The 19,675-nt window shown below is 58.9% G+C and carries 16 protein-coding genes and 1 pseudogene; 12 read left to right on the forward strand and 5 right to left on the reverse strand.

Features of this window, described 5'->3' with window-relative positions; all coding sequences use genetic code 11:
- Positions 1 to 16: 16 nt before the first annotated feature.
- A complete protein-coding gene (locus ACYZTU_RS14860) occupies positions 17 to 1,159 on the reverse strand; it encodes a patatin-like phospholipase family protein (RefSeq protein WP_461971044.1) in 1,143 nt (380 codons plus the stop codon).
- Positions 1,160 to 1,355: 196 nt separating this feature from the next.
- On the opposite strand from ACYZTU_RS14860, the pseudogene ACYZTU_RS14865 reads away from it, so the two are divergent.
- The 6 genes and pseudogenes from ACYZTU_RS14865 to ACYZTU_RS14890 form a co-directional block, all read left to right on the forward strand.
- Positions 1,356 to 1,635: pseudogene (locus ACYZTU_RS14865) on the forward strand (OprD family outer membrane porin); the annotation flags it as partial.
- Positions 1,636 to 1,739: 104 nt separating this feature from the next.
- The gene (phaR, locus tag ACYZTU_RS14870; RefSeq protein WP_461963820.1) at positions 1,740 to 2,255 is read left to right on the forward strand and encodes a polyhydroxyalkanoate synthesis repressor PhaR; all 516 of its coding nucleotides are present in this window, start codon (positions 1,740 to 1,742) and stop codon (positions 2,253 to 2,255) included.
- Between the two features lie 378 nt (positions 2,256 to 2,633).
- The gene (locus ACYZTU_RS14875; RefSeq protein WP_461963822.1) at positions 2,634 to 3,491 is read left to right on the forward strand and encodes a c-type cytochrome; all 858 of its coding nucleotides are present in this window, start codon (positions 2,634 to 2,636) and stop codon (positions 3,489 to 3,491) included.
- Between the two features lie 15 nt (positions 3,492 to 3,506).
- The gene (locus tag ACYZTU_RS14880) at positions 3,507 to 4,877 is read left to right on the forward strand and encodes a cbb3-type cytochrome c oxidase subunit I (RefSeq protein ID WP_461963824.1); all 1,371 of its coding nucleotides are present in this window, start codon (positions 3,507 to 3,509) and stop codon (positions 4,875 to 4,877) included.
- On the forward strand, positions 4,877 to 5,692 hold the full coding sequence (locus ACYZTU_RS14885) for an AAA family ATPase (protein ID WP_461963826.1): 816 nt from the start codon (positions 4,877 to 4,879) through the stop codon (positions 5,690 to 5,692). The genes ACYZTU_RS14880 and ACYZTU_RS14885 overlap by 1 nt, the downstream gene beginning before the upstream one ends.
- Positions 5,692 to 7,713, forward strand: a complete 2,022-nt coding sequence (locus ACYZTU_RS14890; protein WP_461963828.1) for a nitric oxide reductase activation protein NorD — start codon at positions 5,692 to 5,694, stop codon at positions 7,711 to 7,713. The genes ACYZTU_RS14885 and ACYZTU_RS14890 overlap by 1 nt, the downstream gene beginning before the upstream one ends.
- Positions 7,714 to 7,806: 93 nt before the next feature.
- Here the strand turns inward: ACYZTU_RS14890 and phaP are convergent, their stop codons facing one another.
- The gene (gene phaP, locus ACYZTU_RS14895; protein WP_461963830.1) at positions 7,807 to 8,376 is read right to left on the reverse strand and encodes a TIGR01841 family phasin; all 570 of its coding nucleotides are present in this window, start codon (positions 8,374 to 8,376) and stop codon (positions 7,807 to 7,809) included.
- 254 nt (positions 8,377 to 8,630) lie between these two features.
- On the opposite strand from phaP, the gene ACYZTU_RS14900 reads away from it, so the two are divergent.
- A complete protein-coding gene (locus tag ACYZTU_RS14900; protein ID WP_461963832.1) occupies positions 8,631 to 11,060 on the forward strand; it encodes a DUF3141 domain-containing protein in 2,430 nt (809 codons plus the stop codon).
- Between the two features lie 24 nt (positions 11,061 to 11,084).
- On the opposite strand, the gene ACYZTU_RS14905 is transcribed toward ACYZTU_RS14900, so the two are convergent.
- Positions 11,085 to 12,122 (reverse strand): AraC family transcriptional regulator, encoded by a 1,038-nt coding sequence (locus tag ACYZTU_RS14905; protein ID WP_461963833.1) that lies wholly within the window; start codon positions 12,120 to 12,122, stop codon positions 11,085 to 11,087.
- A gap of 329 nt (positions 12,123 to 12,451) precedes the next feature.
- Between ACYZTU_RS14905 and phbB the strand changes: the two genes are divergently transcribed.
- From phbB to ACYZTU_RS14925, 4 genes are all read left to right on the forward strand, one after another.
- Positions 12,452 to 13,198 carry an acetoacetyl-CoA reductase gene (gene phbB, locus ACYZTU_RS14910; RefSeq protein WP_461963835.1) on the forward strand — a complete coding sequence of 249 codons (747 nt, stop codon included), beginning with the start codon at positions 12,452 to 12,454 and terminating at the stop codon, positions 13,196 to 13,198.
- A 64-nt stretch (positions 13,199 to 13,262) separates the two neighbouring features.
- Entirely contained in the window at positions 13,263 to 14,441 is a 1,179-nt protein-coding gene (locus ACYZTU_RS14915; protein WP_461963837.1) for an acetyl-CoA C-acetyltransferase, read from the forward strand.
- Between the two features lie 98 nt (positions 14,442 to 14,539).
- Positions 14,540 to 16,243, forward strand: a complete 1,704-nt coding sequence (phaC, locus tag ACYZTU_RS14920; protein ID WP_461963839.1) for a class I poly(R)-hydroxyalkanoic acid synthase — start codon at positions 14,540 to 14,542, stop codon at positions 16,241 to 16,243.
- Between the two features lie 270 nt (positions 16,244 to 16,513).
- Positions 16,514 to 17,668: a MalY/PatB family protein gene (locus ACYZTU_RS14925; RefSeq protein WP_461963842.1), complete on the forward strand. Its 1,155-nt coding sequence runs from the start codon at positions 16,514 to 16,516 to the stop codon at positions 17,666 to 17,668.
- Between the two features lie 129 nt (positions 17,669 to 17,797).
- On the opposite strand, the gene ACYZTU_RS14930 is transcribed toward ACYZTU_RS14925, so the two are convergent.
- Together ACYZTU_RS14930 and ACYZTU_RS14935 are read right to left on the reverse strand one after the other, a co-directional pair.
- Entirely contained in the window at positions 17,798 to 18,247 is a 450-nt protein-coding gene (locus tag ACYZTU_RS14930) for a DUF421 domain-containing protein (protein ID WP_461963844.1), read from the reverse strand.
- A gap of 7 nt (positions 18,248 to 18,254) precedes the next feature.
- Positions 18,255 to 18,773, reverse strand: a complete 519-nt coding sequence (locus tag ACYZTU_RS14935) for a hypothetical protein (RefSeq protein ID WP_461963846.1) — start codon at positions 18,771 to 18,773, stop codon at positions 18,255 to 18,257.
- Between the two features lie 289 nt (positions 18,774 to 19,062).
- Between ACYZTU_RS14935 and ACYZTU_RS14940 the strand changes: the two genes are divergently transcribed.
- A complete protein-coding gene (locus ACYZTU_RS14940) occupies positions 19,063 to 19,674 on the forward strand; it encodes a Yip1 family protein (RefSeq protein ID WP_461963848.1) in 612 nt (203 codons plus the stop codon).
- Position 19,675: the final 1 nt, after the last annotated feature.

Raw genomic sequence — 19,675 nt, forward strand, 5'->3', positions numbered from 1 at the left:
TAGCGCCGGGCCTCTCTCACGTATTCGGCGATTTATGCCACGGATAGCCTTTCTCGCTGAGTTTAAAGGCGTAATCGAATAAGCGCTTCATGTACTCGCCATCGAATTTATGATTGCGAGAAATATCAAAATCGGCGCCGATGTACGCCAGATTGAAGTCCGCCCCATCCTGCTGCGCAATTCGGTAAATTCGATCCAGATCGCTGATCCCCTGAGTGTGGATCAATGTGCTGATGGCGCGACCGCCGATACTCAAGGTACGGCGCTTGGTTCCAGACCACTGCGGTTCCAGTTTCCCGTTACGAATGACATAGAAATGACGGTCCCGGCGAATACGCGCTCCGGTCACGCTGTTCAGCGCCATCACAGTGCCCGGCGGGTAAAGGAACACCTGTGTGAGGACGCCTCCATCCACGTGCATTTCCTGAAACTGTTTGCCGTCGACCTCCACGTCAATCATGACCGGTGAGACGGCTCCGGGAATACTCATCGACGCGACCATGATGTTGCGGAACAGGTGGAGCGCTCCCGGTGCTTCGCTTGCGGCAATAGCCCCCATGTTCCAGGTGACGGGCCGCCCTGCATCCAGATCGGTGGTGCCGATCATCAGCAGTCGTCCTTTGGCGTATTGCGCGGCAATGGCCGCAAGCACGTCAGCGGTGATGTACTTGGCGATGAGGCGCGCCAGTGGCTTGCTGTCCGCTATACCGTCGCTGGCCAGGCGGGTCAGCACACTTCGCGAATGGAAAACGTCTTTTGGACCGATTGCCTTGCAGATCCCCAGAATGACACCGTCGTACTCAGGCCCCAGGTAAGCGAACGGGGCGACCAGGGCACCCGCGCTGATGCCGGTAACGACCTTGAACACAGGTCGGGTCCCATGCAGGGTCCACCCCGCAATGATGCCCGCCGCGAAGGTGCCGGCGTCGCCGCCCCCCGACACTGCCAGGTAATAGGCCAGTGGCAGCATGTCGTTCGGCAACTCTGAGTCGGCGAGCGCCTCGACCTCTCGATCGTTGGCCAGACTCACATCCCGAATGAACGGCGTCAGGTCCTGGTCCAGCCAGTAGCGCGCATTCGGGATGCCAGGGATGATCGCTTGTTCCGTTAGCGCTTGCGGTACCGCGTCACGGCGTTGCAGGCACCTTTCACGCAACATGTTCAGCGTTGAGGCGCTGGGCCTGGGCAGAAATGGTTTCACAACGCCTCCTCCGGCCCCTGCAATCGACAAAGAACGCGCTCAACTTATTCGGTGAGGGGCCTCAGCCATCATGCGCGCGCCACCTACCCATGACTACGCTCTCAGTCAGATGGCGGCCGTCTGAACACCAGCAATTTTCCGGTTGCGCGCTGCAAAGTCCTGGCAGGCTCGCTACGATGACAACTTTGCGGCCATCGGCGTTCCGGGCCTGACCTTCATGACCCGCTACATCACCGGCTCCGATATCGATATGGGCAACAACCGCCCGGAGGGCAAGGAATGGGAACGTGATTCGGACATCGGTTATGTCGTGCAGAGCGGCCCGCTGAAAAATGTCGGGGTGAAGTGGCGGAACGCGACGGTGCGCTCGACCCACTTCGGCAGCGATCTGGATGAAAACCGCGATTGTCAGCTACACCTTGCCGATCTGGTAGTGCCTGATCGTTCCCGCGCTCTGCGTGGGGGAACGATCATCCGCGGCCGTGGCCAGAGTAGGATAAGATGCCTGTAAATCAGGTTCGCCACGAGATGCCCCCGTATGCCAGTTCACAGTCGGAACACTCCCCGCCTGATCAAGAAGTACCCCAATCGCCGACTGTATGACACCCACACCAGCAGTCATTTGACGCTGGCGGACATACGCCAGTTGGTGGTCGACAAAATTGCCTTTCAGGTGGTTGATGCCAAGAGCGGCGAGGATCTGACGCGCAGCATCCTGCTGCAAGTGATTCTGGAAGCCGAAAGCGGCGGTGAGCCCATCTTCACCACCGAAATGCTGATGGGGATTATCCAGTTCTACGGCCCTTATCAGGGCGTCCTCGGCAGTTACCTGGACAAGAGCATTCAGACCGTCATCGACATTCAGTCCCAGACCGGCGCGCAGTCGTCCGAGGCCTGGAGTGACTTCATGCATCAACAGGCCCCGGTGATGCAGGACCTGATGCGCCAGTATGTCGACCAGTCGAAGGCGCTTTATCTGAACACCCAGAACCTGTTTGGCATGTTTGGCGGCAAGCCTGACGCTGATGGCGCTAAGAAAAAAGACGGTGAATGAAGTACCCCCGAGTCATTGACAGTCGCGCGACGTCAACTAGGCTCACAGTCATCCTGCCTTCCCCACTGAACCACAGCACTTGAATGCAAGGCGTGGTGAAGTCGTCAATATTTAGCGCCTGCTCGAAGCTGTTCGAATGCAGACCTCAAGCAATCGTCAGTGCAGCGGGCTAACGCTCTTTCGCGCGCACTCATACTCAATGTGCAACGTGAATGACCAGGCACTTTCCACCTGCACTTTCACATTGGGAGGCAGTCGTGCAAACAGTCTTGAAGCTCGCCAGCTATGCGGTGCTCGTGCTGATGGCCAGCGCGGTCGTCTATGCCGCAGTGATCGGCATCACCTATTGGACCGGCATCGGCGTATAGGGAAATCGCAATGAACAAACGCCAGACACGCTCGTTCGCGCTGATATCGACGGCTATTGCTGCCGTGGTGTTTCTGGGCATGACCGTTGATAGTCACCGGCAGTTTCCCACACTGACCAATGCACAACAGATCACGCCTCAGGTCACTCGCGGCAAAGATGTCTGGCACCAATACAATTGCATTAATTGTCACACCTTGTTCGGCGAAGGGGCTTATTACGCCCCGGATCTGACGAAAATCACCCAACAGCGCGGTGCCCCTTATCTCACCGCGTTCCTCAAAGACCCTTCAAAGTTCTATGACGAGCAACGCCATCGGCGCCTGATGCCGAACCTGAAACTCGGCGACGAGGAAATTGCCGATTTGATCGCCTTCCTCGATTGGGTGAGCAAGGTCGACAATCAAGGTTGGCCACCACGCCCGATTCTGGTGACCGGTGCGTCGATCCCCGGCATGGACCTCACTGTGGCGCAGCAGAACGCCACCGGCGACCAACCACCACCCGCCGCCCGCCCGGTCTCCGGTAAAGAAGATCCGATCGCCCTGGGCGAGGCACTGTTTCGAACAACCGCCACCCCGGTGTGCAGCGCTTGCCACTCGATTGCGCCGGGCGTCAACCTCGCCGGTCCGTCCCTGGCCGGGTTGGCCAGTCGGGCCAAGCAGGTCATCGCCTCGCCTGACTACAAGGGCAAGGCCAAGGACGCCGAAGGCTTTATCCGCGAATCCATCGTCGCGCCGAGTGCCTACCTGCATCCGGGCGACATGTTTTCCGCCAACGGCATGTCCTTCATGCCGGACACCTTCGCCAAATCGCTAACGCCCGAACAGGTCGATCAACTGGTCGCCTATCTGGCGTCGTTCCAGTAACCGCAGGGGATGACCATGCGCTACAGATCTCAATCCGTCGCCTACTGGTATTTCGCCGTTGCCATGGTGCTGTTCGGCCTGCAACTGGTATTCGGCCTGCTCTCGGCGGCGAAATACCTCGGGCCGGATCCCTTGCTGAACCTCTTGCCCTTCGATGTCACCAAGGCCATCCATACCAATTTGTTGATTGTCTGGGTGCTGACCGGGTTTATGGGGGCGACCTATTGGATGGTGCCGGACGAATCCCGTGGTGAATTGCACAGCACCAGACTGGCCTATATCCAGCTCGGGTTGTGGACGGCCATGGGTGTCACCGCCGTTCTGGGCTACCTGTTCGGTTACGGCACCGGGAACAAGCTCCTGGAACAGCCGCTGCCCCACAAGATCGTGATCGTGATTTGCATGCTGATGTTCCTCTACAACATTGGCATGACGATCAAGAAAGCCGGGCGTTTCACCGGCACCGAAGGCGTCCTGTTGCTGGGCCTGGCCAGCGCCGCCCTGCTCTACTTGCCGGCGCTGCTGCACTATGAAAATTACGTGGTGTCGATCTATTACCGCTGGTGGACGATCCACCTGTGGGTCGAAGGTGTTTGGGAGATGATCCAGGGCGGCTTTCTTGCCTATCTGTTGATCCGATTGTCCGGCGCTGACCGCGAGGTGATGGAGAAGTGGCTGTACGTCATCGTCGGCCTGGTGTTCATTGCCGGCATTCTGGGCACCGCACACCATTATTACTGGATAGGCGTTCCCCATTACTGGCTGCCACTGGGCGGTTTCTTCAGTGCGCTTGAGCCGATGGCGCTGATCGGCATGGCGATCTATGCCTACAACGCAATGCGCCGCTCGGGTCTCTCTCACCCCAACAAACTGGCCTTGCACTGGACTTTGGGCAGCGCGGTGTTCACCCTGTTCGGCGCGGGCCTGCTGGGTCTGGCTCACACTTTTCCCGACGTCAACAAGTGGACCCACGGCACCCTGATTACCGCCATGCATGGTCACGCGGCCTTCTACGGGGCGTATGCCATGATTGTCCTGGCGATGATCACCTATGCGCTGCCCGGCATGACCCGTCGTCCCATTGAGGAAAGCAGCATCGGTTATTGGGCATTCTGGCTGCAGTTGGGAGGCATGTTCGGCATGACCCTGTCATTTGCCACGGCGGGCATTGCTCAGGTGTACCTGGAGCGCATTCTCGGTTTGGGCTACCTGGACGTGCAGCTGAAGATTCAGGTGCATTTCCTGATGCTGGTGGCGACGGCGTCGATGTTCAGCCTGGGTGCCGGGCTGTTCATCTTCGAGTTTTTCCGCCATGCACCGGACTTCAATGTCGATGAAGCCGATCCGGTCCTGGCCACACCTCAAGCCTCAAGCGCGGCGTTGTGATGGAACGTTCGCTGATGCACGCCGAACCTGCAACGTTGCAAGCGGAGCCCTACTACCAACCCTGCGGCGACGAGGTAGCGATTTTCGAGCAATGCCATGCGCAGCAACTGGCGATCATGCTCAAAGGACCCACCGGGTGTGGCAAGACCCGTTTTGTCGAACACATGGCCTGGCGTCTCAAGCGTCCGTTGATCACCATTTCCTGTCATGACGATCTGAGCGCCAGCGACCTGGTCGGGCGCTTCCTGATCGGTCACCAGGGCACCCATTGGACGGAAGGCCCGCTGACCCGTGCGGTCCGCGAAGGCGCTATCTGCTACTTGGACGAGGTGGTCGAAGCGCGGCAAGACACGATTGTCGTCCTGCACCCACTGACCGACCACCGACGCATTTTGCCGCTGGACAAAATCGGCGAGATCCTCGAAGCCTCGCCACACTTTCAACTGGTGGTGTCCTACAACCCCGGCTACCAACGCATTCTGAAGGATTTGAAGCCGAGTACCCGACAGCGTTTTGTGGCGCTGGATTTTGACTTCCCGCCGGCCGAGCGCGAAATCGCCATCGTCATCCATGAGGGTGGAACCGACTACGCCACCGCGCACGCCCTGGTCACTCTCGCCCAGCGGCTACGCGCCTTGCAGGACCGGGGCCTGACGGAAGTCCCCAGTACCCGTCTGCTGATCGCCACTGCACGGCTGATCGCCCACGGCATTGCTGCGCCCATCGCGTGCCGGGTCGCGTTGATCTCGCCGCTGTCCGATGACGCCGTGCTGGTCGCTGCCATGCGCGACCTCGTTGACCTGACGTTTATCTAATGGCGGAAGCCGAGGACCTCATCACTGATGTCGCACGCCACGCAACGGTATATGCACAGGCGTTGTGGCGTCGTCATCGGGGACCCTCGGACACTGCAAAAGTGTTCACCCTCGGGGATGTCGCACAACACCTCGATTTGCTGATCAAGGCGGTGTTCGACACCCACTATTCGCTGCGCGTCGCGCAACCACCCTCGCCCCCCACGCTACTGAAAAAGCTCTTGCTGCGTCACGAAAAGCCGTGTCGGCAACGCGCCGTCCCGGCGACCGATGGCGTGTCTATATGGTTGCCGGTGAACCTGGGCAGCGACGACGGTTCGCTCACGCTGGACCGTTATAAAACCCTGGCTTTGCAACAGGCGATGCGCGCCCAGCGAGGCAGTGCCACCGCCCTGTCAGCCCTCGACAACCCGATGCAGCGCAGTTTCTATCGGCTCCTCGAAGCCTGGGCTGCTGATTCGGACTTGGTACGACTGTTGCCGGGGTTGGCGCCATCGATCCATGGCTTGCGCCATCATGCCTTGATGACCCGCCCGCCTCTTCAGGCCTTTCCTGTTCAGCGACAACCCCTGGAAAACTTGCTTCGTTTACTGCTGCGCAGCGAATGCGGAAAACCTCTGGAAGGGCTGGAGATACCGGCCAAAACGGCAGACTCGCTGCAACAATCAGAAACCCTCGCACAACGTCTCATGTCCGTCGAAAAACAGCCCAGGCTCGATGCTCATCTGCTGCTGCTCGATGCCTGGACGGGCGACCTGCGCGAGCCGTCGGCGGGCCTGAAGGTTTCGCCCCTGACCGGCGAAATCGACAACGCCGATACCCTGCCACGCAGCGCTCGCCTCGTACGCCAGCCCACTGCGCGCGAGGCCCGTACCGACGAAGACGACGATCAGGAACAGGGTTTGTGGATGGTGCAACCTGCCGAACCGTTGGAAAAGGCCGAAGACCCCATGGGGATGCAGCGCCCTACCGACCGGGATACCGACACCCCGGCGGCTGATTTTGCCGAGTCATTGTCCGAACTCAACGAAGCCCGACTGGTGGTCACGGCAGGCCGCCCGAAAGAAGTGCTGCTGTCTGACGACCCGCCACAAACCCGCGTCCAACGCGGTGCACAGGACATTCCCGGCAACGCAATCAGCTACCCCGAGTGGGATTACCGCAGCCAGATCTACCGTGATCCGGGTACAACCCTGCAATTGTGTCCCGCCCAGGAAGGCCCGCAGCAGTGGGTTGAGCGAACCCTGGAGGCTCACCGCCCGGTGCTTGATGCCATCTGCCGGCAATTCGAATGCCTGCGCGCGCAGCGTGTCAGGCTGCGCAAACAATGGGAGGGCGACGATATCGATCTGGAGGCGTATATCGACGGTTGCGCCGAGGCCCGCGCCGGCCTGAGCATGCCGCAGGCGCTGTATCAAACCCAGCGCCGTAGCCGACGCGACATGGCGATCATGTTGCTGATCGACGTCAGCGGCTCCACTGACAGCTGGCTGTCTCAACATCGCCGGGTCATTGATGTCGAGCGCGAGGCGTTGCTACTGGTTTGTCTGGCACTGGAGAGTCTGGGCGAGCCCTATAGCGTACTGGCGTTTTCCGGCGAAGGGCCGCAGCGGGTCACGATCCGCACCCTGAAAGCATTTGATGAGCGCTACAGCCATGAAGTCGGTCGGCGCATTGCCGCCCTCGAGCCGGAACGCTATACCCGGGCCGGCGCCGCCCTGCGCCACGCCAGCACGTTGCTGATGCGCGAACCCGCCACCCACCGCCTCTTATTATTGCTCTCCGATGGCAAGCCGAACGATGTTGACCAGTACGAAGGCCGCTATGGTGTCGAAGACATGCGTCAGGCCGTAACCGAAGCCAAGCTCCAAGGCATCTATCCCTTCTGTTTGACCATCGACCGCCAGGCGGCGAATTACCTGCCGGCGGTATTCGGATCGCGGCAATATGCCTTGCTGCACAGACCAGAACTGTTGCCCAGCGTACTGCTGGACTGGATCAGACGACTGGTATCAACGTGAACCAGAGCTTTCCTGCCAAAGTTTTTCGCGGCACACAAAAAATGGCGATGGGGAATGATCCCATCGCCATTGGTGCCGCTTGTTTGACGTGACTTACTTGTTACCGCTGGTAGCCTTGGCGCTTGCTTCTGGGGCAGCTTTGGTGGCCGCGGCAGTCGCTGCGTCGAAACTACTCTGAGCCACATCGGAAGCCTGTTTTACGGCTTTCTGTGCACTTTCGAACACAGTGCCGGCATTCGCCAGGCTCGACTTGAACGCGGCCACAACAGGCTCGGAGCCGGCCGGTGCATTCTTGCTGATCGCTTCAACAAACTCTTGCACTTGTTGGGTGCCCGCTTCGACCTGACTCGAGGTCAGTTTGGCGATGTCCGACTGAGTACCGACGATCAGTGCTTGAACCTGACGGTTGAACTCGGCCAGACGTTCGGTTTGCGCGCTCGGCTGGGTGAAAGATGCCTGCAGCTCAGCGAAACCTTGTGGATCACGGACGGCCATCAGCTTGCGAACACCTTCGAAGTGCTCTTCGGTGGAGTCGCGCAGTGCCTTGAACTGCAGCTGGCTGAGCTGTTCAACGCTGGCGAAGACTTTACCGCTGATTTGCTGCAAAAGGTCAAGGTTGGCTTTCTGAGCGGCTTGCAGTTTTTCCGAATTGAAAAAAGACATGCTTGAATCTCCTGGTACTGGAAGGCCCTGATGGACCTGAAGACGCGATAGCGATCCGGCCAGTCATCGCGTTAGCCTTGATATTGCAGTGCACAAAATCATTTGGCAACGTCTATTTTTGTGCGGTGCAAAATAAACTTTGCTCATGCCCTCCCTATTCGCTATAAACTCCAGTCTGTCGAACGGCCAGCCTAGCCCTCTTTAACTAGGGGTTCAGATGCGCAGGTTCCCATGTAGAGCGTCAGGAGATCACGATGGGTCAGGAAGTGAATATTGCGCTGCAAGATGAAGAGCCTTCCGGGCCCGTCGGTCTGTTCGAACACCTCAATCATCTGCAACGCCTCAATACACGCAACGTCCTCGACGCCGTGCAGAAGCGCCAGGTAAAAACCTTCGCGCCTTTAAACCTTGGGCAACTCAGACAACCGACGCCCGCTGACTGGCAGGAATACTTCACGGACTTTGGCCAGCGCAGCGTGTTGTTCTGGGACACCTTGCGCCAACGCGGCGACAACACCCTGGCCCACGAACGCGCCGGTTATCCGCTGCTGCTCAAGTTCAATCATGAAACGCTGGTCGCCGGGGAAGACCTGCGCCGCCCGGTCAACTATTCGCTGCTGCAAATCCTCGGCGGCCCCGGACAACAGATCGACAGCAAAAAACAGCCGGTGATCATCATTGACCCGCGCGGCGGTCACGGCTCGGGAATCGGCGGTTTCAAACAGGATTCAGTCATCGGCGAAAGCCTGAGAGCCGGCCACCCCACCTACTTCATCTCCTTCAGTCACTCGCCCCGCCCTGGGCAAACCCTCGCCGATATCACAGAAGCCCAGGCGCGGTTCATTGAAGTCGTCAGCGCCCGGCATCCGGACAGCGCCAAACCTGTCGTCATTGGCAACTGCCAGGCGGGGTGGGCGTTAATGGGCCTGGCCGCCACCCGGCCCGAGTTGCCGGGGTTGATCATCGTCAATGGTGCGCCGCTGTCGTACTGGGCCGGCGTCAATGGCCGCAATCCGATGCGCTACACCGGCGGTTTGCTGGGTGGTGGCTGGATGGCGCGCCTCGGTAGCGACCTCGGCAATGAACGTTTCGACGGCACCTGGCTGGTGAGCAATTTCGAATACCTGGACCCGGCCAACACCTATTGGGGCAAGTACTACCACCTGTTCAGCGAAGTCGACAGCGAGGCCGCACGTTTTCTGGATTTCGAACGCTGGTGGGGCAGCCCGACCCTGCTCAATGGCGAAGAGATCGAGATGATTGTCGACGACCTGTTCATCGGTAATCAGCTGTCTGGCGGCCTCGGTCGCAAGAGCAGCGGGCTTGACCTCAAGCTGATCGAAGTGCCGGTGGTGGTGTTCTGCTCGTATGGCGACAACATCACCTCACCGCAGCAGGCACTGGACTGGATCACCGACGTCTATCCCAGCGATCTCGCGTTGCAAAATGCCGGACGCACCATCGTGTACTTGCGGCACGCGAGCGTCGGTCATCTGGGCATCTTCGTGTCCGGTGAAGTGGCGCGGCGTGAGCACCGTGAGTTGCTGGGCGCGGTCGATGCGATCAATGCGCTGCCCGCCGGGCTGTATGAAATGCTGATCGACGACCTGCCGCAGAGCTCGGCGACGCCGTATGCCGTGCGTTTCGAGCCCCGGCGTATCGCCGACATCCATGGTGAAGCGCAGAAGCCTCGTGATGACGATCGCGAATTCGCGCTGGTCCAACGCGCGTCCGACATCAACAACGGTGTGTACGACGAATTCATACGCCCATGGCTGCGCCAGTTGATCAACGAACCCAGCGCCGAACTGCTGCGCCGGGCACACCCTTTCCATCAGCAACAAGTGGCCTGGAGCAGTTTGAACCCGGCGCTGTGGTGGCTGGCAGGAAGCGCCGCCCAAGTGAGCAAGGATCGTCACCCGGCCAGTCAAAAAAACCCGTTGCTGGTCTGGCAGGAACTGTTTTCCAACCAGATGCAGGACGCCTTGAACGGCTATCGGGATCTGCGCGATGCAGCTCAGGAAATGTGTTTCTACGGCGTGTATGGCGTACTCAATAGCCTCGCCGGCAATGCACCCGGGCGCAATCTCCAGGAACATGCCAAGCAACACGATAAGGTCCTGATCGAGCGCCTGCAGAATGCCCTGCCCCTTGGCGGTCTGATGGAAGCGTTGATAAGGATTCTGTTCCTGCTGGGCCGCGGCAGCGACGAGCCGGGCAAGGAAAGTGTTGAAAAACTGATCCTGCAACTACAGGTGCTGCTCCAGGACTACAGTGCCGAGCCGCTTGATCTGCGCGAAACCCTGCGCCTGCAAAAACTGCTGGTCGCCACCCACCCGCTAGAAAGCCTGCACAGCCTGCCCTTGATGCTGGTTGAGGTCGAAGAACGCCAACAAGTGCTGGCGGCCGTTGCCAATTTGCTGCCGGAACTGCTGACCGGCGGCGCAGACAACCCATTCTGGTGTGAGCTGCACACGCTGCTCGACGTCCCCCTGCCAGGTTTCAGCCTGACCCAACCACCCGCTGAGGCCGATGCCATCGAGGAGAAAATCCCGACGGCAACCCCAAAGCTGATCAAGCAGAAAGCCCCGGTGGTAATTCCCGAGCCCATCGCCAAGGTTGCGAGTCCAGCGGGCAAACCTGCCAAGGGCAAGAAAGGCGTAAAAAAACCTCCGATGAAATAACGTTTAACAGTGAGGAGAACCGCGTCACACGGGCGCGGCTTCCTCGATTTCAAACGATTCATCGGCCCGATACTGACCGGGTGTCATGCCAAACCAGCGGCTACAGGCTTTGTTGAAACTGCTGTGGTCATGAAAACCAAGGAGATACGCCACATGCTTCATGTTGAAGCGAGAATTGCGCAAGTAGAATTCGGCCAATTGTCGGCGCACCGCATTCTGCACGTCCTTGAATTGCGTCCCGTCTTTTTCCAGGGTGCGTTGTAGCGTTCGCTTGCTGATGTTCAATGCGGCCGCGATCGACTCCATATCGCACGACCCCTGGCCCTGACTCAAGCGCTTGGTAATGAGTGCCCGAATTCTGCCGACGATGGTGAAGCCATGCAGCGAAACCAATCGAGCTTCGGCAAAACTGTCATGCAGTACCGCCAGTTCTTCGTTAGCCATGCTCAGCGGACGCAGAAGCTCCTGCCCGTCAAACAGGATGCTGTCATAGGCAGCCCCAAAATGCAGGTCGCAGCCAAACAGCCTTTGATGCTCGGACGTGTCTTCAGGTTCGGGATAGGCGAACTCCACACTTAGCGGTTGCGGTAAGTTGCCTCCCGCCAGCCAACGGCAAAAACCCAGTAATGAAGCCATGCCTGCATCCGAGTACTGCCGGGGTTTGACCGACCCTTTTTGCTGATGATCAAGCGCCGCCAGCCGATAATGCTGTTGCTCCGGCAAAAAGAAGAGGCTGAATCCGGTACTGATCAAAGGGCTGAAACGTACCAGGCGTTCAAGTGCTTTTTTCAGATTCAAACTGGACATCATGGTGTAGCCGACGATCTGAAGGTTACCGGGATGGAAGTTTCCATAGGCCTTCAAACCGATGTCTGGATCGCCAGCGGCCTGGGCTCCCAGTTCCCATAGCCGATAAATAGCCCTTCGTTCGCAGTACGCTCCCGGGTTGTTAACGGACTCCATGTCCATCCCAGCCTCCCGACACAGATGGGCAACATCCAGCCCTTGTGCCGAGAGCGTATTCACCAGCACGCTGGCATAACCTGAACTGATTCTATACATGACGTCCTCAATGACCTGTGGAACCGAACATCCTGTCCGGAGCCATGACTGATCTGCGTTGAATCAAAATGCTAACGGGGTGATCCGTTGCCAATATTGATCCCAGTATAGGTAATCCTCACTTTTAGCCAGTTTTTCAGACCATTCGTTACCCTGTAGCAGCTGCCGAGCCTGCGAGGCGATGCCAACAGCAGTGAACAGTTCAATTTCATTCCATGCATGGCACCGTTGGACACCACACAGTCACCTCTCAACACTTCCGTACGCCCCGCCAATACCGAACAATCCCCCCCATCTTGCAGCGCAAAATACAAAAAGGAAGAGAGCTTATGAAGTCGCTTAGTCGTATTGCGTTGGTAACGGGTGGTATGGGTGGGATTGGTACTGCGATAAGCCAACGTCTGTACAAGGAAGGATTCAAAGTCATCGTGGGCTGCAGCTCTGACTCCGCCCGCAAGAACGAATGGATGGCGAGCCAACTGGAGGCGGGTTATCAATTCGAATTCATCTATGGCGACATCACCGATTGGGAATCAACGCGCAAAGCGTTCGAAATGGCACGTGAGCAATTCGGCCCGATCGATGTATTGGTCAACAACGCAGGCATCACTCGCGACGCGTCCTTTCGCAAACTGACTCCAGAAGATTGGAACGCAGTGATCGGCACCAACCTGACAGGCCTGTTCAACACCACTAAACAGGTGATCGAAGGGATGTTGGCCAAGGGTTGGGGACGGGTCATCAACATCTCCTCGATCAACGGTCAGCGCGGCCAGTTCGGCCAGACCAACTACAGCGCGGCCAAGGCCGGCATCCATGGTTTCACTATGGCTCTGGCCCGGGAAGTGTCCGGCAAGGGCGTGACCGTCAACACCGTTTCCCCAGGCTACATCCAGACCAGCATGACCGCGGCCATCCGTCCGGACATTCTCGAGACCATGATCGCGGCCACTCCGGTCGGGCGCCTCGGCCAACCCGAAGAAATCGCTTCTATCGTGGCCTGGCTGGCTTCCGATGAATCGGGCTACAGCACCGGCGCGGACTTCTCGGTCAACGGCGGCATGAACATGCAGTAGACCGGCCAGGGCAAGGACGCCCTGCTCGCGCTAGACGAATGTTGTCTTTTTTATGAGGTCACGCATGAACGAAGTCGTAATCGTTGCCGCTACTCGTACCGCCATTGGTAGTTTTCAAGGTGCCTTGTCCGCGATTCCTGCCACTGAACTGGGTGCAGCAGTCATTCGCCGCCTGCTGGAAGAGACAGGTCTGGACGGCTCACAGATCGATGAAGTGATCCTCGGCCAGGTACTCACCGCAGGCTCGGGGCAAAACCCCGCACGCCAGACGGCCATCAAGGCCGGCCTGCCCCATACCACCCCTGCCCTGACCCTGAACAAGGTCTGCGGTTCTGGCCTCAAGGCTGTTCAACTTGCGGTCCAGGCCATCCGTTGCGGCGACGCCGAACTGGTGATTGCCGGCGGTCAGGAAAACATGAGCCTGGCGCCCTATGTTCTGCCCAAGGTACGCACCGGTTTGCGTCTGGGTCATGCGCAACTGCAAGACAGCGTGATTCAGGACGGTTTGTGGGACGCCTTCAACGACTACCACATGGGCATCACCGCAGAGAACCTGGCGCAGAAGTATGACCTCAGTCGCGAAGCCCAAGACGCCTTCGCCGCAGCTTCGCAACAGAAAGCCGCTGCTGCCATCGAAGCGGGTTACTTCAAGCGTGAAATCACCCCGATCCTGATCCCTCAGCGCAAGGGTGAGCCGCTGGCCTTCGACACCGATGAACAGCCGCGCCCGAACAGCACGCTGCAAGCATTGAGCAACCTCAAACCCGCGTTCCAGAAAGACGGCAGCGTGACGGCCGGCAACTCGTCGACCCTTAACGATGGCGCCGCCGTGCTGTTGCTGGCCAGCGCCGCCAAGGCCAAGGCCCTCGGCTTGCCGGTGCTGGCACGCATCACGGCCTACGCCAGTGCCGGTGTGGACCCGTCGATCATGGGCATCGGCCCGGTACCAGCCACTCGCCTGGTGTTGGCAAAAGCCGGCTGGACCCTGGACGACCTCGACCTGATCGAAGCCAATGAAGCATTCGCTGCGCAATCACTGGCGGTCGGCAAAGAATTGGGTTGGGACACCAGCAAGGTCAACGTCAACGGTGGCGCGATTGCCCTCGGTCATCCGATCGGCGCATCGGGCGCGCGGATTCTGGTGTCGCTGTTGCACGAGCTGATTCGTCGCGACGGCAAAAAAGGTCTGGCCACGTTGTGCATCGGTGGCGGCCAGGGTGTCAGCCTGGTCATCGAACGATAAAAGCAACACAGGACTGCTTGTTTGACTGCTGACGCGGCGCCGAAGTCCAGCGCCGCGGTTTATTTCTGCCAAGTTTACTGATGTTCGCAAGGATTTCCATGGACAACAACGCACATACCTTTAACACCTTCTGGTCAGGCCAGGTACCGTTCATTGCCTCCTTTGCAGTGCAACAATTACGTCTCTGGGTCAGCACCAACCCGTGGTTTACCGGCCAAGCCTACAACGAGTGGTTTGATCTGCCGCGCGGCACCCTGGACAGCCTCCAATCGGATTACCAACAGCAATGGGGCGAACTCGGCCAGCGTCTGCTGACCGGTCAGCCCTTCACTTTCGACGATCGACGTTTCGCCAGCGGTAACTGGAGCCAGCCACTGTTCGGCTCCCTCGCCGCCTTTTACCTGCTCAACGCCGGGTTTCTGCTGAAACTGCTGGACACGTTAGCGATCCCGGACAAAAAACCGCGTCAGCGCCTGCTCTACCTGGTGGAACAAGCCATCGCCGCTGGTGCGCCGAGCAATTTCCTGGCCAGTAACCCCGATGCGCTGCAACGGGTCGTCGATACCCAGGGAAGCAGCCTCCTCACAGGCCTGTTGCACCTGGCCAGCGACCTGCAAGAAGGCAAGATGCGCCAGTGCGACGCCGGCGCGTTCAAAGTGGGCGTCGACCTCGCCAACACCCCCGGCGAAGTGGTCTTCGAGAACGAACTCTTCCAACTGATTCAGTATTACCCGCAAACCGAAACCCAGTACCGGCGCCCAGTGTTTGTCGTGCCGCCGTCAATCAACAAGTACTACATTCTCGACTTGCGCCCAGACAACTCGATGGTGGCTCATCTGTTGAAACAAGGACACCCGGTGTTTCTGATGTCGTGGCGCAACTTCGACCAGGAGCACGCGGGCACCACCTGGGATGACCTGATCGAAACTGGCATTATCAAAGGCTTGCAAGTGACCCGCGAGATCAGCGGCGAGCAGCGGCCCAATTGCGTCGGTTTCTGCATCGGCGGCACCTTGTTGAGCTCGGCGCTGGCCGTCCTGGCGGCGCGCGGCGACCGCGAGATCGGCAGCGTGAGCCTGTTGACCACCTTCCTCGACTACCTCGATACCGGCCCCATCGACATCTTCGTCGACGAACAATTGGTGGCCTACCGCGAGCGCACCATCGGCGGCCAGGATGGTCCCATCGGCGTGTTCAAGGGCGAGGACATGGGCAATACCTTTTCGCTGCTGCGTCCCAACGACTTGTGGTGGAACTACAACGTCGACAAATACCTCAAGGGCCAGAAACCGATCCCCCTTGACCTGCTGTTCTGGAACAACGACAGCACTAACCTTCCAGGCCCGATGTACTGCTGGTATCTGCGTCACACCTATCTGCAGAACGACTTGAAATCCGGTGAGCTGGACTGCTGCGGGGTCAAGCTGGACCTGCGCGCCATCGATGCTCCAGCGTACATCCTCGCCACCCATGACGATCACATCGTGCCGTGGAGAAGCGCTTACGCCAGCACCGCGTTGCTCTCCGGGACCAAGCGTTTTGTGCTCGGCGCTTCTGGGCATATTGCCGGGGTGATCAACCCACCGGCCAAGGAAAAGCGCCATTATTGGACCAACAACCGGGTCACTAAAAACCCTGAAACCTGGTTCAGGAATGCCGAGCAACATGCCGGTAGCTGGTGGAATGACTGGTTCGTCTGGCTGGCTGAACAGTCCGGCGAACGCCAGCCCTCGGTGCTGCGTACCGGTAACGCCCAATACCCGGCGATTGAGTCAGCACCGGGGCGTTATGTGATGCAATGACAGCACCTACCTTGTGGCGAGGGAGCTGCTCCCTCGCCACAGGCTTCCCCAGATAACCGAGATTACAATACGGCATTGAAAACCGACCGTCGGGCAGTGCCCATATGCTCATCAGGCACAGAATTTGTGGGAGCGAGCCTGCTCGCGAATGCGGTGTATCAGGCGACATCAATATCGACTGGAAGACCGTCTCCGCGAGCAGGCTCGCTCCCACAGGGCTTGGCGCTTATCATGGCTACCGAATTAATCCCGGCTTCTATGAGACTGAGCATGACTTACGATTTTGATCAGGTGTTCGACCGCCACAACACCGGCAGTACCAAATGGAGCCGTTACCCGGCCGACGTGTTGCCGATGTGGGTGGCCGACATGGACTTCTGCGCACCGCCGGTGATCATCCAGGCCCTGCAAAAACGTCTGGAGCACCCGATGCTTGGCTACAGCGTGGCCCAGGATGACTTGCGCGATGCCATCGTCGCCGACCTCTGGAACAAGTACGCTTGGCGCGTCGAGCCTCATGAGCTGATTTTCCTGCCAGGCGTGGAGTCGGGTTTCAATATGGCCCTGCATGCGCTGGTCCAGCCGCAGCAGAACGTCGTGGTCCAGACGCCCAACTACCCGCCGCTGCGCCATGCCCCAGGCCATTGGGGGCTGAACAAGGTTGAACTGAATTTCGACGCGATGGCGGACGGTACGTATGCCACGCCGCTCGACTCCTTGCGCCAGTCCCTGGTAGGTGGCGGCGCCCTGCTGCTGAGCAATCCGCACAACCCGCTGGGCAAGGTCTTCCCGAGGGAAGAACTGCAAGCGGTGGCTGACATCTGCCTGGAACAGGACGCCTGGATCATCTCCGACGAGATTCACGCCGAGCTGTGCTTCGACGGACGCAGGCATGTGCCGATCGCAACGTTAAGTCCGGAAATCGCCAAGCGCACCATCACGCTGATGTCGGCAAGCAAGGCCTACAACATCGCCGGACTGAAAACCTCGTTCATGATCATCCAGGACCGGGCCATCCGCGAGCGGGTCAACCACGCGCGCTGCGGTCTGGTCGACAGCGTCAACCCGCTGGGCCTGGAAGCCACCCGCGTCGCCTACCGCGAAGCCGGGCCATGGCTGGTCGAGCTGATGGCCTACCTGCAAAGCAACCGCGATTACCTGGTCGACGCCGTTCGCACCCGATTGCCGGGTGTCACTATGAACGTACCCCAAAGTACCTATCTGGCGTGGCTCGATTGCTCGACGCTGGACCTGGACAACCCACAGCAGTTCTTCCTTGAACACGCCAAAGTCGGGTTGAGCGCGGGTCTGGAATTCGGTGATGACAGCAAACAGTTCGTGCGCCTGAACTTCGGCTGCCCACGGTCGTTGCTGGAAGAAGGCATCGCGCGGATGGAGCGCAGTTTGCTCAATCGAAAGGCCTAACCTTTTGATGTTACTGGCGTCGGATGAGGCCAGCTACATCACCGGCCAGCGCTATGGAATTACCGGTGGCAAGCCGATGCTTTAAGCGGGACGTGCAACTGCTGCCGAAGCATGCGTTCGGCAGCAGCTTCACGACGGCTCTTGAGCAATCACCGATATCTTGCCGTTGCGCTCCAGGATCGCAAACTTGATTTGATCAAGAGTCTCGATGCCCTGACTGGAGCGTGCGGCTTCCATGATGTCGGCCTCGATCAATCGCGCGTGGCGCAGGCGTTTGTGTAGAAATTTGCCATTCTCGACGATGATCGTCGGCCCACCATCGATCAGCTGTGATATCCATTGCGAACGCTGTTTTAGCAGCGACAGGCCGACGTCGATGACAATCAGCGTGACGATCACCAACATCGAATTGGTCAGGGAAAAGTCATCGCCCAGCAACGCCTGTTGCGTCGCCTCACCGATGATCATCAACAGCAAAAAATCGAATGTCGTCAACTCGGCCAAAGAACGCCGGCCAGCAATCTTGAACAGCACCATCAGCGCCAGATACATCGCGGCCGCGCGCAATACCGAGTCCATAGGTCACCTAAGGGAAAATGAATTGATTGAGGTTCACGGGCATGGCGCCGGGCGATGCAATGCGGCTGCGAAACAGTCCCAGCCCATCGCCGCGCAACGTCAGATAAAGGTTTGCCTGGCCCTGAGCGTCGGTTTGCACCCACAGCCTCATGCCTTGCCCGGCACTGATGGCACGCAGGGGGTGCGGTTGCAGGGTTTCGATGTTGAAACCGTCCAGCAGCGCCCCGGTCAGTTCCAGCTCAACGGTGGCATTGGGCGCACCGCTCACGCTGATCTGCATCGGGTTGGACGATCCGTGACGGTGGAACATCTCGTATTGCACCCGGACCTTGCCGTCGTCACCGTAAACATCCCGGGTGCTCAGCGGCCCGCGTGAAAACAGCCCGAGCAGCGCCAGCAACACCAACAGCACCAGGGTGTACCAGCCCCAACGCTCGAATCGCCAGACCTTGACCTGATGCGTCATGTCTTCGCGCACCGGATAGTCGCGGCTGTGGTAATCGGTATGGCCGGATTCATCGTTCATCGGATGCACCTGCCCGGTTTGACAGACCGAGACGAAATAAAGAGTGCCGGCCGGAATGCTCCCCGCCGTACAAAGTCATTTTGACGCAAATACTCGACCACGGATTGGCTGATGCTCATGGCAAATCATCCAGAAAGGAGAGCTGCTCGGTTGACCGTCGTCGTCTCCAAACATTCCCTCTATCGGACCACACTTGGCTCAGGTGATAAAAAGTGAACCCTGTCAAAACCCGCCTCTCAATACGCTTAGGGGCCCCCTGTTATGGGCCGCTCCAGATCTGGAGGTCATCATGTCCGCACCTATCATCAAGCTGTTTACTCAACCGAACTTCGCGTGGACGGATATCCGCAAGGAAGAGGAAGCGCATCCACACCACTACCTCGCTCATTTACTGCTGCTCGCCTTGATCCCGCCCGTGTGCCTGTTTATCGGGACCACCTACGTCGGCTGGAGCCTGGCCGTGAACGAAACCGTCAAGCTCAGCACCGCCAGTGCGTTGCAACTCTGTGTATTGCTGTACGTGACCATCGTCGCCGGTGTGGCGTTGATGGGGCTGTTCATCCGCTGGATGTCGCGCACCTTCGACTCGCGGCCGACCGTCAATCAATGCATCGGATTTGCGGCCTACACCGTGACGCCGTTTTTCCTCGCAGGCTTCGCCGGTTTGTACCCGAGCCGCTGGCTGGCGATCCTGGTGCTGGGGGCGGCGTCGATCTATTCCACGTTTCTGCTGTTTGTCGGCTTGCCGACCTTTATGCATGAGCGCAAGGAACAAGGCCTGCTGAATGCTGCCTGCGTGTGGGGCGTCGGATTGCTGGTGCTGGCCACCATGCTGATTTCGATGATCCTGCTGTGGTTCAACGTACTGACGCCGGAATACCTGCGCGCGACCGTCGGTTGAT

Source organism: Pseudomonas sp. HLT2-19-2 (assembly GCF_054898005.1).

Excerpts from the sequence above, each read along its gene's own strand:
- phaP (WP_461963830.1), bottom strand. The coding sequence starts at position 8,376 with ATGTCTTTTTTCAATTCGGAAAAACTGCAAGCCGCTCAGAAAGCCAAC.
- ACYZTU_RS14905 (WP_461963833.1), bottom strand. The coding sequence starts at position 12,122 with ATGTATAGAATCAGTTCAGGTTATGCCAGCGTGCTGGTGAATACGCTC.
- phaC (WP_461963839.1), top strand. The coding sequence starts at position 14,540 with ATGGACAACAACGCACATACCTTTAACACCTTCTGGTCAGGCCAGGTA.
- ACYZTU_RS14940 (WP_461963848.1), top strand. The coding sequence starts at position 19,063 with ATGTCCGCACCTATCATCAAGCTGTTTACTCAACCGAACTTCGCGTGG.
- ACYZTU_RS14915 (WP_461963837.1), top strand. The coding sequence starts at position 13,263 with ATGAACGAAGTCGTAATCGTTGCCGCTACTCGTACCGCCATTGGTAGT.
- phaR (WP_461963820.1), top strand. The coding sequence starts at position 1,740 with ATGCCAGTTCACAGTCGGAACACTCCCCGCCTGATCAAGAAGTACCCC.
- ACYZTU_RS14880 (WP_461963824.1), top strand. The coding sequence starts at position 3,507 with ATGCGCTACAGATCTCAATCCGTCGCCTACTGGTATTTCGCCGTTGCC.
- ACYZTU_RS14890 (WP_461963828.1), top strand. The coding sequence starts at position 5,692 with ATGGCGGAAGCCGAGGACCTCATCACTGATGTCGCACGCCACGCAACG.
- ACYZTU_RS14875 (WP_461963822.1), top strand. The coding sequence starts at position 2,634 with ATGAACAAACGCCAGACACGCTCGTTCGCGCTGATATCGACGGCTATT.
- ACYZTU_RS14930 (WP_461963844.1), bottom strand. The coding sequence starts at position 18,247 with ATGGACTCGGTATTGCGCGCGGCCGCGATGTATCTGGCGCTGATGGTG.
- ACYZTU_RS14860 (WP_461971044.1), bottom strand. The coding sequence starts at position 1,159 with ATGTTGCGTGAAAGGTGCCTGCAACGCCGTGACGCGGTACCGCAAGCG.
- ACYZTU_RS14900 (WP_461963832.1), top strand. The coding sequence starts at position 8,631 with ATGGGTCAGGAAGTGAATATTGCGCTGCAAGATGAAGAGCCTTCCGGG.
- ACYZTU_RS14885 (WP_461963826.1), top strand. The coding sequence starts at position 4,877 with ATGGAACGTTCGCTGATGCACGCCGAACCTGCAACGTTGCAAGCGGAG.
- ACYZTU_RS14935 (WP_461963846.1), bottom strand. The coding sequence starts at position 18,773 with ATGAACGATGAATCCGGCCATACCGATTACCACAGCCGCGACTATCCG.
- ACYZTU_RS14925 (WP_461963842.1), top strand. The coding sequence starts at position 16,514 with ATGACTTACGATTTTGATCAGGTGTTCGACCGCCACAACACCGGCAGT.
- phbB (WP_461963835.1), top strand. The coding sequence starts at position 12,452 with ATGAAGTCGCTTAGTCGTATTGCGTTGGTAACGGGTGGTATGGGTGGG.